This window comes from Nocardia sp. NPDC006630, assembly GCF_040611495.1.
Classification (GTDB): Bacteria; Actinomycetota; Actinomycetes; order Mycobacteriales; family Mycobacteriaceae; genus Nocardia.
Window position 1 is genome coordinate 405,819 of sequence record NZ_JBEXOK010000009.1, and the last position, 15,176, is coordinate 420,994.

Below are 15,176 nucleotides of genomic sequence, written 5' to 3' on the forward strand. Positions count from 1 at the left end.
CGACTCCTGTCGGTCGGCCACTCTCCGATCACTGATAGATCTCCCCGATGGTGGCGAACTCCGGCATTCCACACCCGCGACGGGGCCCGATTTCCCCTGGCCCGGCTCTGCTCATCGCCGACTCTCCCGCGACTGCGCAGCGTCTCACACTGTGCAGCAGCCATTTCCGATGTGCCGGTCATGATTTCGTTGTCCCGGTCCCAAGGACGCAGCCGATAGGAGACGCCGATCGAACACCGGGCGATTCTTGTTGAACTGCTGACCGATCTTGGTAAAGGCTTGAATGGCAGGGGCCAGGCCAAGTGCCGCCGCCCGCAGCCCGGGCCCGGCCCCTGCCGCTTTTCACGTCCGACCGAACCATGTTCCCGGCCTGCAATCGGGACCATGCGCGGTATCGGCAGTCCCTGACACCGGCGGGTAACCTCTGAGCAATTCATCGCTCAGTGCATCCCGCCGGTGTCGACGCATCCTTGTTCTCCCGATCGGCTCCGCCATACGCGGGGCGTCCGGGTCGGCCCATGGAATTCGGGGCACTCCAATTAGGGGCCCTGCTCGAGAGCCTTATGGCGCGCACTCGGCGTAGCGTTCAGCGCGCCCATAGAGTGCGCCGCGCGTAATCGCCCGGGCAACAACACTATTCACTATCACCAGGACTGCTATGTCATCTTTTTCCCGCTTGACCGCCACCGCCGCCCTCTGCGCCACACTGACCGTCGGCGCGACCGCCCTCGCGGCTGCGGCCATACCGGATACGACCGCCACCTCGGTCGCTGATTCCGGATCCTCGAACTTCACCGGTTCCGCCGCCGCCTACGGTGTGGACCTGATCCAGATCCTTCTCCAGCAGACCGGATCCTCCGCACTGGCACGGTCGCTGGATCAGTTGGAGTGCACGCTGGGCGGGCACCAGTTCAGCGACGGCACATGCATTATCGGCGGCATCTGAACCCGTGGCAGCCGAGTCCGCCGTGCGGAATTCGCCGCTGACTCCTGCCCACCGGTGGCTCGCCACGGACGCGACCCTCGATATCGAGGGTCAGCCCCAATTTCGCTCGTTCGCCTCCCGAGGGACCGTTCTAGTAGAGGCCGGTCCTTCTGCCGTCTCAGCGTGCTCACAGCGGACCTTCTGCAAGCTCGACCCCATGACCTCGATTGCCGATGATCTGCTGTGGCTGCTCCTCGATGACCGCACCGGGGAATTTCTCGTCGACCGCGCTCACGTCGCTTTCGCCGTCGAAACGGCCGCCCGACTCGACGCCACGACACACATCGCAGATAACGCCGGCGTGACACTGCGGGGGCACGAACGATACGGATTCGCTGGGCGGCAACGTAACAGCCTCGAGGATGCGCTGCGGCGGCTCGCCGATCATCACCTGACCTGCGCGATGCCTGCCCGTCGATACGGCCTGTTCCGCCGGTGGAGTTGGCCGACACTCGATTGTCCCGGGAAACATGCGCTACGCGCATCGATCCACCGTGCGCTGATCGACCCCTCCGACAGCGATCCGCGAACAGCTGTCCTCATCGCACTCCTCACTGCCGTACATGCCCTGCCCCCTCAGTGCCCTGATCGGCACCCCGGAGAAGTCGATCGACTCGCGTCACGAGTCCTGCTGTCGCACCGCTCTTCCCACGATGCTCTCGATTCCGTGCGACGCCGGATGCAAGAGGACTATGCCGCCTCGTTCTGCGGAATGATTCAACCGATGTCTCAGCGCCCACCGCACCTGCGCCGGCCGAACGCATCCAATCGCCGCAGTGTCACCTAACCAGGTATGCGGCGGGCCACCCGCCGGGTGAGATGATCCCCTCACCGAGACAGATCATCGGACCATCGTGCGACCGTCGGCTGTGCTCGTAATGCCGTGAGCCACACCGGCCCTGCTGGCGGGCAGCCACCTATCGGGTCGGTCGAAAGCGGCGTGGCGAGAGCGGCTGCGGGTGCCGTGCTACGGGATGGGTAGCTCGCCCGGACGGTTTCAACGGTAGAAGAACGCCGTCTACATCTCGACCTGAAGTCGTCGCGAACATCATCCTCGCCACAACGGGCGCGGCCTGACCCGAGAAGCTGCGATAGCGCTGCCGTGGTGTGTCGGGCGGATTCGGTACCTGTTTGCGCTCTACGCTGGCCTGATGCGCCTAGGGGTGTATCTGCCGCCGTTCGGGGAGCTGGCCGATCCGCGGGTGCTGGCCGATCTCGCGGCCGAGGCCGAAGGGGCGGGTTTCGACGGGGTCTTCGTCTGGGATCACGTGGTCCGGCCGCAGCGGCCGGGGTTGCCGGTCTGCGACGCGTGGATCGCCCTGGCGGCGATCGCGGCCGCCACCCGGACGGTGCGGTTCGGGCCGCGGGTGACGCCGTTGTCACGGCGGCGGCCACACGAGGTGGCACGACAATCCGTCGCTCTGGATCAGCTCGGTGGCGGCAGGTTCGTGCTCGGTGTCGGGCTGGGGTCGAACACCGGTGGTGAGCTCACCGCGCTGGGCGAGGAAAGCGATCCGCGGGCTCGGGCACGGCTGCTCGACGAAAGCCTCGAGGTGATCACCTCGCTGTGGAGCGGCGCCGTGGTCGATCACCGCGGACCGCATTTCCAGGTGGACGGGTTGCGTTTCCTGCCACGTCCGGTACAGGTTCCGCGAATTCCGATCTGGGTGGCGACGCAATCGCTGCACCGCGCACCACTGCGCCGCGCTGCCCGATTCGACGGGTGCTGTCCGGAGGCATCGCCGTCCGACCTGGTCGCGATGCTGGACATCATCGGCGAATACCGGGGAGACCTGGACGGTTTCGCGGTCGCCGTCGCCGGTACCGCCGACAAGGATCCTGATGAGTACCGGGCCGCCGGAGCGACCTGGTGGCTGGTGCAGGTACCCGAGATCAGCAGTCGATCCCAGGCCTCCACGGTGATCCGTGATGCGGCGGACCGGCTGATCGGCGCCGGCCGGTGAACCGGGTAGGTCGAAACGCCGCCGGTGACGACGGATTCGTCCGGGTCCGCGGCGCCCGGGTCAACAACCTGTGTGATGTGGACGTCGCGGTGCCGCGGGATGCGCTCGTGTCGTTTACCGGGGTTTCCGGATCGGGAAAGTCGTCACTGGCGTTCGGCACGATATACGCCGAATCCCAGCGGCGATTCCTGGAGTCGGTCGCGCCCTACGCGCGCCGGCTCATGCATCAGATGGACCCGCCCGACGTCGACGAGGTCACCGGCCTGCCACCCGCGGTGGCGCTGGGACAGCGGCGCGCCGCGGCGTCGTCACGGTCGACGGTCGGCACCGTCACAGGCATGTCGAACACTCTGCGAATGCTGATGTCCCGCGCCGGCGCCTACCCGCCAGGAGCCGAACAGCTGAACTCGAATGCTTTCTCCCCCAACACCATCGAAGGCGCCTGCCCGCGCTGCCACGGGGCCGGGGAACTCCACGAAGCCACCGAGAAGTCCATGGTGCCCGATCCGTCGCTGAGCATTCGAGAGGGAGCCATCGCGTGCTGGCCCGGCGCCTGGCAGGGCAAGAACCTCCGCGACATCCTGCACGCCCTCGGCTACGACATCGACCGTCCCTGGAGAGAACTTCCTCAGCAGCAACGGGATTGGATCCTGTTCACCGAGGAGAAGCCGGTGGTGACCGTGCACCCCCACCGCGATGCCGGCCGAATCCAGCGGTCCTACGAGGGCGCCTACACCGGTGCCGAGCAACTACTGCTGCGGTCGTTCGCCGAATCCAAGAGCCAGACACGCCGCGAACGCGCCGCGACATTCCTGACCACTGTCACCTGCCAGGTATGCCATGGAAAACGACTCAACCAGCAGGCACTGGCCGTGACCTTCGCAGGCTACGACATCACCGATTTGACACGGATGCCGATGAATTCGCTCACCGACCTGCTGCGCCCCTTCGCGCCGGGCCGGGATGCCGCGGCGGTCCTGGTCCAGGATCTGTCGGCGCGGCTCGCGGTCGCCTCCGAACTGGGGCTGGGGTATCTGGCCATCGGACGGGACACCACCACACTGTCCGGTGGCGAACTGCAGCGGCTGCGGCTGTCCGCGCAGCTGCGGTCGGGTCTGTTCGGTGTCGTCTACGTACTCGACGAGCCGTCGGCCGGGCTGCACCCGGCCGACAGCGAGACCCTGATCTCGGTATTGCGCCGGCTCACCGACGCGGGCAATTCGGTGTTCCTCGTCGAACACGATATGGCGATTGTCCGCCACAGTGACTGGCTGGTCGATGTGGGACCGGCAGCCGGCACGCAAGGCGGCCGTGTACTGCACAGCGGGGCACTGGAATCGCTCCGGGCCGTCGAGGGATCGGTAACCCGCAGGTACCTGTTCGCCGACACCACACCCCCGCCACGCACTGCCCGGAACTCCACCCGGCAACTACGGCTGCGCGGAGTACACCGTCACAATCTGCGCGACCTCGACATCGATGTTCCGCTCGGGGTGTTCACCGCAATCACCGGAGTGTCCGGATCCGGGAAAACCAGTCTGCTGCACGCGATTCACGACGCCGCATCTGCCGATCCGGCGATCAGCCGGGTCGTCACGGTCGATCAGCTGCCGATCGGCCGCACGCCCCGCTCGAACGCCGCCACCTATACCGGATTGTTCGACACCGTCCGGAAACTGTTCGCCGACACCGACACCGCCCGTTCTCGCGGTTACGACGCAGGCAGGTTCTCGTTCAACGTGCCGGGTGGCCGCTGCGAACCCTGTCAGGGCGAGGGCTACGTCACCGTCGAACTGCTATTTCTGCCCAGTGCCAACTCACCCTGCCCGGACTGCTCGGGTGCGAGATACAACCGCGACACCCTCGACATCACCTACCGAGGCAAGAACATCGCCGAAGTCCTGGCCACCACTGTCGACGACGCGACCGGATTGCTGAACGACTCGCCACCCGCCCGCCGTGTGCTGGAGGCACTGCTCGACGTCGGTCTCGGCTACATCCGGCTCGGCCAGCCGGCGCCCGAACTGTCCGGAGGCGAAGCCCAGCGCATCAAGCTCGCCACCGAGCTGCAACGTAGCCACCGTCCCGGCACCGTTTACCTGCTCGACGAACCTACAACCGGCCTGCACCCCGCTGACGCCGAAACCCTGATGCGCCAGCTGAATCGGCTCGTCGACACCGGTGCCACCGTTGTCACCGCCGAACACGATATGACCATCGTCGCCATCGCAGACCATGTCATCGACCTGGGACCGGGCGGCGGCGAGGACGGCGGTCGCATCATCGCCCGGGGCACACCCGCCGACGTCGCGGCGTCGAACACCCGCACCGCCGCATACCTCCGCGCCGCACTGGGTTCATGAGCACGGCGTGCGACGACGGCGAGACCTTCGTGATCAGTACACACGGAATCCTGACCGGCGAAAGGACGATGATCGAATGGCGGCCATGCCCATCGCAGTCGGATACTCCCACCTGTTTCGCGGCCTGACTCTCGAATTCGACTCCGAGGCCGGCGAGTACGAACTGCATTTCGCAGACGGCTCACAGTCCCGGGCCGCCCTCCTTCACGACGAATCGGGAACGCCCGCACTGCAGGTGGACGCGTACGCCACGGCGGCAGGCACCGCGATCCCGGAGCGCCTGTGGACGATCGTCTCTACTCACCGCGACCGAGGCCGGACAAGAGCAACCCTGGGGCAGGCCTTGTAGAAGCCGATCGCGGCAACACGTAGCCGGGGAGATCCGTTCACGATCAAGTCGACTAATTGCCTGGAGGGAACTGACCATTGGCCTGCACCTTGCCGCCGGAGAGGGTGAAGGTCACCACGCTCGGGCCGCCGGTCGGGCAGCACAGCGCGTCATTGGACTTCGCCCAGCGGTACCGCACCGAGACCACATTCGCTGACTTGCCGAGCACCTCTGTGTAGCCGTACGGGTCGGCGGTCGCCGTGCCCAGATAGGCGCCGTTGGTGAAGAACAACACGTGGGTGTAGGGGTGAATATCGCCCGATTCCACCGTCATCCATGACAGCACGCCGTCACAGCCCGCTGAGATCGGGTCGTTGCTCGCATACGGATTGGTCCATGCACCGGTAGACGGCACCGGGAGCCCCTTGATCGCGGAGTTCGCGAGCGCGGAATTGAGGTCGAAGCACAATCCGTGCCCGCTGCCGTTCGGCGCCGAGGTCACCGGCGCCACGGTAGCCGCGGGCGCATCCGTCTGAGTGGCCTTGTCCTGCACTGTTTCCGACGGACCGGCATCGCCTCCGGACGACGGAACGGTGTGCCCACTCGATGCCGAAGACGGTCCCGGGGCCGACTGTGTCGACGCAGTGCTCCCACACCCGCTCACGGACACCATCACACCGGCGGTCAATGCCGCGAACAGCACTGTCGTGGCTTTCACGTAATTCCCCTCGATTCGATCGGCTCGCCACCAGGGTGGCCGATTCCCACTTCGGCAGCGGTGCACACCGCGATACCCCTACCAGGCTCCCGTTCCGAACGGAATGACAACTGGACATCGATGTCCCCGAGACCGGTGTTACTGGGCCATTGCTCGTCGTATGCCCCAAAAGTTATGGGCAAGAACGGCATTCATACACTCCGTATCGCCGATGAGCGGAAGTCACTGCCGCGGCCCGGGTTCACGACCCCGGACCACGCCGTCATCGACTCGAGCATGAGCGTTGGGAATTGACACCTCGAGATCTGCCTGGAAAGACGAACCCGGTCGCCACGAACCGGCGGTACCGATCTGAGGCCGTCTGAACCCGCACGGTGTCGAGTGTGATTCGTATCGGAGTTGGGCGGCATACAACTGCCGGGCCGCTTCAGCGAGAGCGGACGGGTCGAGGGGGCCGGAGCCGACCTCGTCATCGGGTTCGGCGTGCGCCGCGTCGACCGGCTCGAAGGGCGCGGACCCCAGCTGTGGAGAAGTCGCCGCAGCCGTAGAGAAGGATGCGCATGCTGATTACCTGCGATTCTGCATATCGTGCGCGCTCCGGTGCTCAATGTGGGTAGCCGATTTCGATCAAGTCCGGCTCCAGAACGAGGAGGTCGACAGCAGGATTGAGCCCTGCCACCACCGCGGGCGTCAGCGGCAGCAGCGCATATACGTGCTCGATGGCCGCCAGGCTCACCTCTGCCTCGTAGTAATCCTGGGCCCACTCCTGGTAACCCTCGGGCGTGCCGTCGACCAGCAACTCGAACAGCTCGTGACCGCCACGGTCGGTGGCGGACACACCCCAGTCGGTGTCGCGAGGTTCACGCCAGAAGCACAGCGTGGCACGGGGCGAACCGTCGTGATCGGCGAACGCCGGCTCGGTGACGTAGGGCTCGAAGACCGCGGGCACAGCATCGAGTACCTGTGGGGCATTGGGTATTTCATGGTTGAATCCACGGCCACAGACACCGACAGCGGAAAAGACGATGAACCAGTCATCGCCGGAGCCGTTACGCATCGAAGCCATCTCTTCGCCCGCAGCCCAGCGGCTGTTGAACGAGTGGTAGCGACCCTCCCACTCCGGACTGAGCACAGCATCGAGCATTGCCATCGCCCGGCACCGGTTACGAAGGATCGGAATCTCAGGGAGACCACGCAGCAGTTCGTTCACAGCGCCATCCAACACACCACCACCGACATTGACCGCGACCGATCTATCCGGCACCTTCTTGCTCCGCCAGTGCGGCCGTCGTCAGGGTGAGGTGTCGAGTCAGTATGTCGGCGGCGGTGTCGGGGTCGCGGGCCAGCGCCGCCTCCTCCAATCGGCGATGCTCGTCGACGCCGTCGCGCTCGGGGTTGCGGTGTGCCGACCAGCGGCGGGCCAGCTCGCTCGCGACCCACAGCCGGTCGAAGGTTTCCAGCAGCACCGGGTTGCCGCACCCCTGCAGGAGGGTGCGGTGGAACACCCGATGGGCCTCGGCCCATGCTTCGCTGTAGTACTCGTCGTCCGGCGGGGTGAATGCGGGTGTACGCGCCAAGCGGTGGTGGGCCGCTCGCACGTCGCCTTCCCAGTCGACGTCACCACGTTCGATCGACATGCGTAGCAGGACCGGCTCGATGGTCCGGCGGGCCTCCCCGATCTGTTGCCAGCGGTGAGCGGAAAAGGCTGGGACCGCGAAGCCGCGATTGGTCAGCCGTTCGGCCAGGCCCTCGCCGACGAGCCGCACCAGCGCCTCGCGCACCACCGCCAGGCTCACACCGTGTTGCTTGGCCAGATCCTGCGGCTTGAGCGCGGCACCGGGCGCGTACTCGCCGCGCATGATCGCGTTCCGCAGTTGTGCGTAGACCTGCTCGGAAAGCATCTGCTTCGGCGGCTGGGCTGGGTTGGGGATTGTCCGAGTCATCACTCGATCATAGACGATTTGACAAATCATCGATTATTTCTGTTATCGTCGATCTTGTACATCCGGTACGACTCGAAAGGCGCGACACGATGAGCGCAAACAATCCCTTCGCCCGCCTCCCCGAGGCAGCCGCATTCACGGTCACCAGCACCACGGTCAGCGACGGCGCCGCCTGGCCACCCGCGCAGTGGTCCTCCGGCGCCCCCGGCGGCAAAGACGTTTCCCCGCAGTTGAATTGGAGCGGCGCCCCGGCGGGTACCAAGAGCTACGCCGTTACCGTGTACGACCCCGATGCCCCCACCGGCTCCGGCTTCTGGCACTGGGCCGTCGCCAATATCCCGGCCACGACCACATCCCTTCCCGAGGGCATCGGAGACGAGACGGGCAGTGGCTTACCGATCGGCTCCTTCCAATTGCCGAACGACGCGCGCCTACCTCGATACATCGGTGCGGCGCCCCCGGCCGGGCACGGTAAGCACCGCTATTTTGTGACCGTGCACGCTCTGGATGTGGATGACATCGGTATCCCCTCCGACTCGACGCCGGCTCTGCTCGGATTCACCATCGCCGGCCACATCCTGGGCCGAGCCACGCTGGTCGCGACAGCGGAGACAATGCAGTGAATTCGCTTCGAAGACGGGGACTTCAAGGAAACACTATGAGCGACAACAATATCGACCGCATGGACGACCGAACCGTGCTGATCACGGGTGCGACGGACGGACTCGGCCGTGAACTCGCGGTGCGACTCGGCGCAGCGGGTGCCCGGCTGATCCTGCACGGCCGCAACCCGGATCGGGCCGCAGCGGTCGCCGCCGAGGTGACTGCCGCGAGCGGATACGCTCCGCTGATCGTCCTGGCCGACCTGTCGCGACTTGCGGAGGTGGACCGGCTGGCCGACGAGATTATCGCCCGTACTTCGCGATTGGATGTGCTCGTGAACAATGCCGGTACCGCAGGCCGTCCGGATGGGAAACGCGAACTCACCGCCGACGGCAACGAATTACTGTGGGCAGTCAACCATCTGGCACCATATCGGCTGACACGACGACTGCTTCCGCTGCTGCAGGCCTCGGCTCCGGCACGGGTGGTGAACGTAGCCTCCGCCGGGCAGCAGGAGATCGACCTCGACGATCCGACCCCCGAGCACGACTACCACGCGTATACCGCGTACTGCCGAGCCAAGCTGGCGATGATCATGGCGACCATCGAGTACGCCGCGGAACTCGACGGAACCGGTGTCACCGTGAACGCCCTGCACCCGGCCACCCTCATGGCGACAACCATGGTGCGCGAATCCGGCGTCACCCCGATCAGCACTATCGCCGAAGGCACCGACGCGACCCTCCGACTGATCTGCGATCCGGGACTGGCGCAGACGACAGGCCGGTATTTCAACGGCACCACGCAGGGCCATCCGCACACACAGGCCGACGATCCGAAGGCACGCAGTCGCCTGCTCGAAATCAGTGACACCGCAGTCATTTCGGCGTTGAGCTGAGCGGAACGGCCGGCGCCTCGAAAGATCAACCGGCAGCATCCGTCCGGCAGCATCCGTCCGGCGTCAGCCGGGTGGACAGGCTTGCTCATCCGACCCGCTCTTTCCAGAGTCTGGATCAGCAATCATCATCACAGTTGGCCTGTCGCAGTGCATCCGCAGGTATTGCCGATCCGCAGTGATGGGTTTATGGGCTGGGGTGAAGTGATCTCACGGCCGGTGCCCGAGTAGTCGTCGAGCAGTCGGCCCAGTGCGTGGTGCGCGATGGTGTCGACGGGTTGCTGCACAGCGGTGAGGCGAAACTGGCCGTAGTCGTTATCGCTGCCGTCGAAGCCGACGATGCGAATGTCGTTGGGTATGTGCAGCCCTGCGTCGATGACGGCGCGGATGGTGGCCGCGGTCTGCCCGTAGGTACCGACCACCATTGCTTGCGGGTGTGGGCCGGGAGTGCGCAGTGCGGCGCTGACGGCCGCGTAGGCGCCGGAGGGGGTCAGGTCGGTGCGGATGTGCGCGATGCCCGCTCCGATGACGGAGGTGACGCCGTCGAATCGCTCTCGCACGGTTTCGCGGTCGCCATGGCGGACGTCGGCTTCGGTGAAACTTCCGACGAAGGTGATGTCCCGGCACTGATGTTCGTCGACGAGGTGCCGGGCGATGAGTTCGCCGGCGCGGACGTGATCGACCCCGATGATCGGCGCGTCCACCGCGCCACGGACATTGTGCATCCACACCACCGGAATACGTTCCTGCGCACACAGTTCCGCGGTCTCGCTCGCGTTCGCGGCGCCGATCACGACGAGTCCGTCGATCCCGACCTCGGCGAACGCGGTGGCGAACTCGAGTTCACGTTCCGGGTCGTAGCCGGTGTTACCGATCATGGTGAGGTGATCGCGGGCCCGGGCCTCCACTTCGATCCGCCCCACGAACTGCCCGAAGAGCGGCAGCGTGAGGTCCGGGACCAGCAGGCCGATCTGCCGCCAGCGCCGCGGCCGGCGCAAGGCTCGCGCGCGCCGGTCCGGCCGGTAGTCCAACTCGTCCATGGCGTCGATCACTTTGGCGCGCAATGACTCCGACACCGGACGCGGTCCATTGTTCAGGACATAACTCACCACGGCCGTCGACGTACCGGCACGGCTCGCCACATCGGCCACCGTCGGTCGTTTGACACTCAACCCGGGCACCTCTCCACTTCTGCTCCCACACTCCACCGACTTCGGATCACTGTGATTGTGACAGTTCCGCCACCAGCGCGTATCACTACGCTAATCGATTAGAACGGTTACGTCGCGGACCCGCCGCCGTAACACCCCATTGGTGGAGTATTCGACATGGCATTCGTACGACTCACCGGAGTCACCTACCTCGACCCCGAGCTCGCCCACAACAGCTACGTCCTGTTCACCGGGGCCGACGCGGTCACCCGTCTCATCGATCTCAACGGCACCGTGGTGCAGCGCTGGCCCTACGCCGGAGTGCCCGCTCGGATGCACGATCCGGCGCTCAACAACGGACGGATCGGCGACCTCGGAGTACAGCTGTCCGACAGTGGTGATGCGCGTGGCGGGATCTACGCCAACGGCACCATCGGCGATCTGGACTGGGACGGCAACCGCATCTGGCAGTGGGGCACGCAGGCACCGGGCGGCGCCGCACGGCAGAACCACGACTGGGAACTCCTGCCGAACGGCAACCGGCTGGTTCTCGTCACGGTCCCCCGTGCCGTGCCCGGACTCGGCGACAATATTGTCGGCGACCAGGGACTGTACGAAGTCGCCCCGGACGGCGAGATCGTCTGGGAATGGCGCGCCGGTGATCATCTCGACGAGTTCGGATTCTCCGAGGCCGGTTGGCTCGCGCTGCGCGAAACGGTCGCCCGCGATCCGGGAGACCCCTGGGGATACCTGGAGATGAACAGCGCAAAGTCGCTGGGCCCCAACCGATGGCACGATAGGGACCCCGGCACGATCTTCCACCCGGACAACATTGTGGTGAGCTTCCGCAAGGCGAATATCGTCGCGCTCATCGACAAATCCTCCGGCGCAATCGCCTGGCGTCTGGGGCCCGACTACTCCGCCGCGGCCGGAGCGCAGCATCAGCGGATCACCGCCCACAAGGTGCCGCGCCCGCTCGACCAAACCTCCGGCCAGCACAATCCGCACATGATCGCCGCCGATCTGCCCGGCGCGGGCAACATCCTGGTCTTCGACAACCAGGGCGGTGCGGGTTACCCACCCGCGCCGATCGGCATCTACGCCGGATCCCGTGTGCTGGAGATCGATCCGGCTACGAAGGAGATCGTCTGGCAGTACACGGCCGAGGACTCCGGGCTCCCACCGTGGACCTTCTTCAGTTCGTTCGTCGGCAATGCGCAGCGGCTCCCCAACGGCAACACCCTCATCACCGAAGGCATGCAGGGACGACTGTTCCAGGTGACTCCCGGCGGCGACGTCGTCTGGGAATACCAGAGCCCCTACCAGGGGTACGGCGTGGCCGGGGAACCCGAGGTCCAGCAACCCAGAGTCCCGGGTGTCGACCGGCTCACCCTGACCCCGCTGGTGTACCGCTCACAGGCCGTCCCGTTCGACTGGACGCCCGGCGGCACCCGGCCGCCGCTGCAGGCCGTCGGCCAGCGTCCGAAGCCCTAGTCGCACAACATATTCCAACTCCGTAGATCAGCGCGGGAGAAGGTCCCATGACAACCGACCTGAAAGCATCAACCTTCGAGACACAGCCCCGAGTCGCGAGTTTCCAGCGACGCAGTTCGGAACGGCTACAACGGATTCGGCCGGCGGTCGCCTGGTTCGGAACACTCGGCTGGACGATCGCCGGGCTCGGTCTTGCCGCCGCGGTTTGGTCGCTGGTGGTGGCTTCCGGACGACTCCCCCGGCAACTGTTCCCGAGTGTCCCGCAGATCCTCTCGGCCGGGCACACCCTGTGGTCCGAAGGACTGCTGGCCGATGACATCCGTGCGAGCCTGGGGCGCGCCGCCTTCGGGTTCCTGATCGGCGCCGTCGCCGGGATCGTGGTCGCGGTGATCACCGCGACCACCGTGGCCGGTCGCAAGCTGTTGCAGCCTGTGCTGCGGATCTTCGCGCCGATCCCCACGATCGGCCTCGTCCCGCTGGCCATCCTGTGGTTCGGGCTGGGCGAGGACAGCAAGACCCTGGTCATCGCGTTCGGTGTGTTCGTGCCGGTGTGGATCAACAGCCATGCCGGACTCGCGAGCACCCCGACCGACTATCTGAAGGCTGCCCGCTGCCTGGGCGCCCGGCGTTGGCAGACCCTGCGCGCAGTGGTGTTGCCCGAAGCGGCCCCCGATATCGCCGCGGGCTTGCGGGTCGGCGCGGCGATGGCTTTCGTGCTGATCGTGGTCGCCGAAATGACCGGCACCACAACAGGTATCGGATACCGCATCTATCAGGCGCAACTCTTCTCGCAGGCCGACAGGCTCATCTTCTGCCTGATCGTCCTGGGCATCGTGGGCGCGTGCTGCGACCTGATCATCAATGCCATCACCGTGCCGTTCACGCGCTGGGCGCAGGAGGACCACTGAGCCATGGCCATCGACATCCGCGACCTCGTAGTGCGCTTCCCGGGTAAGGATCAGCCGACCCTCGACGGCATCTCCATGACCATCCCCGACGGAGCATTCTCCGTGCTCGTCGGCGCCTCCGGGAGCGGCAAATCCACTCTGCTGCACTGCCTGGCGGGTCTGATCGACCCCACCTCCGGCGCGGTGACCGACAACGGCGAAATCGTCACCGCTCCCCACCCCCGCCGCGGCGTCGCCTTCCAGCGCGATGTGCTCTTCCCCTGGATGAGTGTCGCCGACAATATCCACTTCGCCCTCACCGCAAGGCAACTCCCGCGCCGCGAGCGCCGCACCAGGACCAGCGAACTGCTCGAACTCGTCGGATTGCGGGAAGCAGTGGGCCGGCAACGCCCTACCGAACTCTCCGGCGGTATGCGTCAGCGTGTCAGTATCGCCCGCGTCCTGGCGGGCGAGCCCACCGTGATGCTGATGGACGAACCGTTCGCGGCGCTCGATGCCCTCACCCGGCTGAAGATGCAGGACCTGCTCCTGGACCTGTGGACACGACTGAATCGAACCATCGTCTTCGTCACCCACGATATCGACGAAGCCATCCGGCTCGGCGACACCGTCAGCGTGCTCGGAAACGGGACGATCGCCGAGCACATCACCAACCCGCTGAGCAGGCCGCGACCGGCGGACACGCTCGCAGATCAGCCCGGCTACAGCACGATTCGCAAAACCCTGCACCACCGGCTCGGCATCGACCACGCCCCGCTCTGAATTCTCCACCCGCTCACAAAGGATCGCCGTGAAAATCTCACCTCGGCTGCTGGCCGCCGCCCTGTCCGCCATAGCGCTCACCCTGTCGATCGCCGGTTGCTCGAGCCCCGAGTCCAGCGACCCCAACGCCCTCACCATCGGATTCGTCGTCGACCCCTCCTGGGCGCAGATCCCCGTAGCCGCCGATTCCGGCTTGTTCGACAAGCACGGGCTGAAGGTCAAAGTCGTGAACTTCAGTTCCGGGGTCGAAGCTCTGCAGGCCGCCGCGGCCGGTCAGGTCGACATCACCACCGCCGCGGATGTACCGAGCTCCGCCGTCCTCACCCGGACACCGACCCTGCGCGTCGTCGCGGACGGCTCCCGCTGGCAGGGCTCCCGGATCATCGCGCGCCGCAGTGCGGGGATCAATACGATCGCCGACCTCAACGGCAAGTCGATCGGCGCGCCACTGGGCACCAGCGCCGCCTACTTCGCCGCAAACACCTTGGCGCAGAACAATATCAAAGCCGATCTCGTCCAGGTATCACCGTCGGCCATGGTCACCGCGGCCACCCAGCACAATGTCGACGCGATCTCCATCTTCCAGCCCTACCAGGCGCAGGTGGTCCAGGCGCTCGGCACCGATGTCGTCGAGCTGAAGGGTGGCACGTACAGCCAGCACAGTCTCTATCTGGCCACCCAGACGGCGATCGCCAAGAAGGGCGCGGCGATCTCGGCGTTCTTCGACGCGCTCGGGGACGCCGGAACCGAACTGTCCCAACAGAACAGCGCCGCCGTGAGCGCCGTCGCCAAGGCCACCCAGCTGGACCCGGCACTACTGCGCACCGTACTCGCAGAGTTCGACTTCACTCTCGAACTCGACACACACCTCGCCGACGATCTGACAGGACTCGGCAATTGGGCCAGAACCCAAGGCTCGATCGAACAGTCGACCCAATTGCCCGACTACACAGAGCTTCTCGACAACCAGTTCTTACCGAAGCCGAAATCTTGAGCCGCAGTGGCGATTCCGGGGTCTACCCTCGGTAGAGCCTGAACCGTGGCCGGTGAGCAGAGGTGCAC

Annotated in this window: 16 protein-coding genes; 11 read left to right on the top strand and 5 right to left on the bottom strand. The window is 65.8% G+C overall.

All coding sequences use genetic code 11. The features are described 5' to 3' along the window. The first annotated feature begins 658 nt into the window (after positions 1–658). Positions 659–946, top strand: coding sequence for a hypothetical protein (locus tag ABZX86_RS28055; RefSeq protein ID WP_355127645.1), 288 nt, complete (start codon positions 659–661; stop codon positions 944–946). A gap of 166 nt (positions 947–1,112) precedes the next feature. Here the strand turns inward: ABZX86_RS28055 and ABZX86_RS28060 are convergent, their stop codons facing one another. After that, the gene (locus ABZX86_RS28060) at positions 1,113–1,373 is read right to left on the bottom strand and encodes a hypothetical protein (protein ID WP_355127710.1); all 261 of its coding nucleotides are present in this window, start codon (positions 1,371–1,373) and stop codon (positions 1,113–1,115) included. Between the two features lie 15 nt (positions 1,374–1,388). On the opposite strand from ABZX86_RS28060, the gene ABZX86_RS28065 reads away from it, so the two are divergent. The 4 genes from ABZX86_RS28065 (at position 1,389) to ABZX86_RS28080 (ending at position 5,661) form a co-directional block, all read left to right on the top strand. Continuing rightward, a complete protein-coding gene (locus ABZX86_RS28065; RefSeq protein WP_355127707.1) occupies positions 1,389–1,772 on the top strand; it encodes a GPP34 family phosphoprotein in 384 nt (127 codons plus the stop codon). A 364-nt stretch (positions 1,773–2,136) separates the two neighbouring features. After that, complete coding sequence (locus ABZX86_RS28070; RefSeq protein WP_355127646.1) at positions 2,137–2,949, top strand: LLM class flavin-dependent oxidoreductase; 813 nt, start codon at positions 2,137–2,139, stop codon at positions 2,947–2,949. After that, on the top strand, positions 2,946–5,312 hold the full coding sequence (locus tag ABZX86_RS28075; protein WP_355127647.1) for an excinuclease ABC subunit UvrA: 2,367 nt from the start codon (positions 2,946–2,948) through the stop codon (positions 5,310–5,312). The genes ABZX86_RS28070 and ABZX86_RS28075 overlap by 4 nt, the downstream gene beginning before the upstream one ends. 85 nt (positions 5,313–5,397) lie before the next feature. Next, complete coding sequence (locus ABZX86_RS28080) at positions 5,398–5,661, top strand: hypothetical protein (protein ID WP_355127648.1); 264 nt, start codon at positions 5,398–5,400, stop codon at positions 5,659–5,661. 52 nt (positions 5,662–5,713) lie between these two features. Here ABZX86_RS28080 and ABZX86_RS28085 read toward each other — a convergent pair whose 3' ends face one another. From ABZX86_RS28085 to ABZX86_RS28095, 3 genes are all read right to left on the bottom strand, one after another. Beyond that, entirely contained in the window at positions 5,714–6,142 is a 429-nt protein-coding gene (locus tag ABZX86_RS28085; RefSeq protein WP_355127649.1) for an LppP/LprE family lipoprotein, read from the bottom strand. Between the two features lie 820 nt (positions 6,143–6,962). Next, positions 6,963–7,568: a hypothetical protein gene (locus tag ABZX86_RS28090; RefSeq protein WP_355127650.1), complete on the bottom strand. Its 606-nt coding sequence runs from the start codon at positions 7,566–7,568 to the stop codon at positions 6,963–6,965. Between the two features lie 43 nt (positions 7,569–7,611). Beyond that, complete coding sequence (locus ABZX86_RS28095; RefSeq protein WP_355127651.1) at positions 7,612–8,301, bottom strand: GntR family transcriptional regulator; 690 nt, start codon at positions 8,299–8,301, stop codon at positions 7,612–7,614. 89 nt (positions 8,302–8,390) lie between these two features. Here ABZX86_RS28095 and ABZX86_RS28100 point away from each other — a divergent pair, with 89 nt between their 5' ends. Continuing rightward, a complete protein-coding gene (locus tag ABZX86_RS28100) occupies positions 8,391–8,924 on the top strand; it encodes a YbhB/YbcL family Raf kinase inhibitor-like protein (protein ID WP_355127652.1) in 534 nt (177 codons plus the stop codon). 35 nt (positions 8,925–8,959) lie between these two features. Beyond that, positions 8,960–9,802 (top strand): SDR family NAD(P)-dependent oxidoreductase, encoded by an 843-nt coding sequence (locus ABZX86_RS28105; protein WP_355127653.1) that lies wholly within the window; start codon positions 8,960–8,962, stop codon positions 9,800–9,802. A gap of 128 nt (positions 9,803–9,930) precedes the next feature. Here ABZX86_RS28105 and ABZX86_RS28110 read toward each other — a convergent pair whose 3' ends face one another. After that, positions 9,931–10,971, bottom strand: coding sequence for a LacI family DNA-binding transcriptional regulator (locus ABZX86_RS28110; protein WP_355127654.1), 1,041 nt, complete (start codon positions 10,969–10,971; stop codon positions 9,931–9,933). A 156-nt stretch (positions 10,972–11,127) separates the two neighbouring features. On the opposite strand from ABZX86_RS28110, the gene ABZX86_RS28115 reads away from it, so the two are divergent. Genes ABZX86_RS28115 through ABZX86_RS28130 form a run of 4 tightly spaced genes read left to right on the top strand, consistent with a single transcriptional unit; the run spans position 11,128 to position 15,108 of the window. Further along, entirely contained in the window at positions 11,128–12,444 is a 1,317-nt protein-coding gene (locus ABZX86_RS28115) for an aryl-sulfate sulfotransferase (RefSeq protein ID WP_355127655.1), read from the top strand. A gap of 47 nt (positions 12,445–12,491) precedes the next feature. Next, positions 12,492–13,352: an ABC transporter permease gene (locus ABZX86_RS28120; RefSeq protein ID WP_355127656.1), complete on the top strand. Its 861-nt coding sequence runs from the start codon at positions 12,492–12,494 to the stop codon at positions 13,350–13,352. A 3-nt stretch (positions 13,353–13,355) separates the two neighbouring features. Further along, a complete protein-coding gene (locus tag ABZX86_RS28125) occupies positions 13,356–14,114 on the top strand; it encodes an ABC transporter ATP-binding protein (protein WP_355127657.1) in 759 nt (252 codons plus the stop codon). Between the two features lie 28 nt (positions 14,115–14,142). After that, positions 14,143–15,108: an ABC transporter substrate-binding protein gene (locus tag ABZX86_RS28130; protein WP_355127658.1), complete on the top strand. Its 966-nt coding sequence runs from the start codon at positions 14,143–14,145 to the stop codon at positions 15,106–15,108. Positions 15,109–15,176: the final 68 nt, after the last annotated feature.

Coding starts and splice junctions, on each gene's coding strand:
- ABZX86_RS28055 (WP_355127645.1), top strand. CDS start 659: ATGTCATCTTTTTCCCGCTTGACCGCCACCGCCGCCCTCTGCGCCACA.
- ABZX86_RS28060 (WP_355127710.1), bottom strand. CDS start 1,373: ATGATCGGCGAGCCGCCGCAGCGCATCCTCGAGGCTGTTACGTTGCCG.
- ABZX86_RS28065 (WP_355127707.1), top strand. CDS start 1,389: ATGCCTGCCCGTCGATACGGCCTGTTCCGCCGGTGGAGTTGGCCGACA.
- ABZX86_RS28070 (WP_355127646.1), top strand. CDS start 2,137: ATGCGCCTAGGGGTGTATCTGCCGCCGTTCGGGGAGCTGGCCGATCCG.
- ABZX86_RS28080 (WP_355127648.1), top strand. CDS start 5,398: ATGCCCATCGCAGTCGGATACTCCCACCTGTTTCGCGGCCTGACTCTC.
- ABZX86_RS28095 (WP_355127651.1), bottom strand. CDS start 8,301: ATGACTCGGACAATCCCCAACCCAGCCCAGCCGCCGAAGCAGATGCTT.
- ABZX86_RS28100 (WP_355127652.1), top strand. CDS start 8,391: ATGAGCGCAAACAATCCCTTCGCCCGCCTCCCCGAGGCAGCCGCATTC.
- ABZX86_RS28105 (WP_355127653.1), top strand. CDS start 8,960: ATGAGCGACAACAATATCGACCGCATGGACGACCGAACCGTGCTGATC.
- ABZX86_RS28115 (WP_355127655.1), top strand. CDS start 11,128: ATGGCATTCGTACGACTCACCGGAGTCACCTACCTCGACCCCGAGCTC.
- ABZX86_RS28120 (WP_355127656.1), top strand. CDS start 12,492: ATGACAACCGACCTGAAAGCATCAACCTTCGAGACACAGCCCCGAGTC.
- ABZX86_RS28125 (WP_355127657.1), top strand. CDS start 13,356: ATGGCCATCGACATCCGCGACCTCGTAGTGCGCTTCCCGGGTAAGGAT.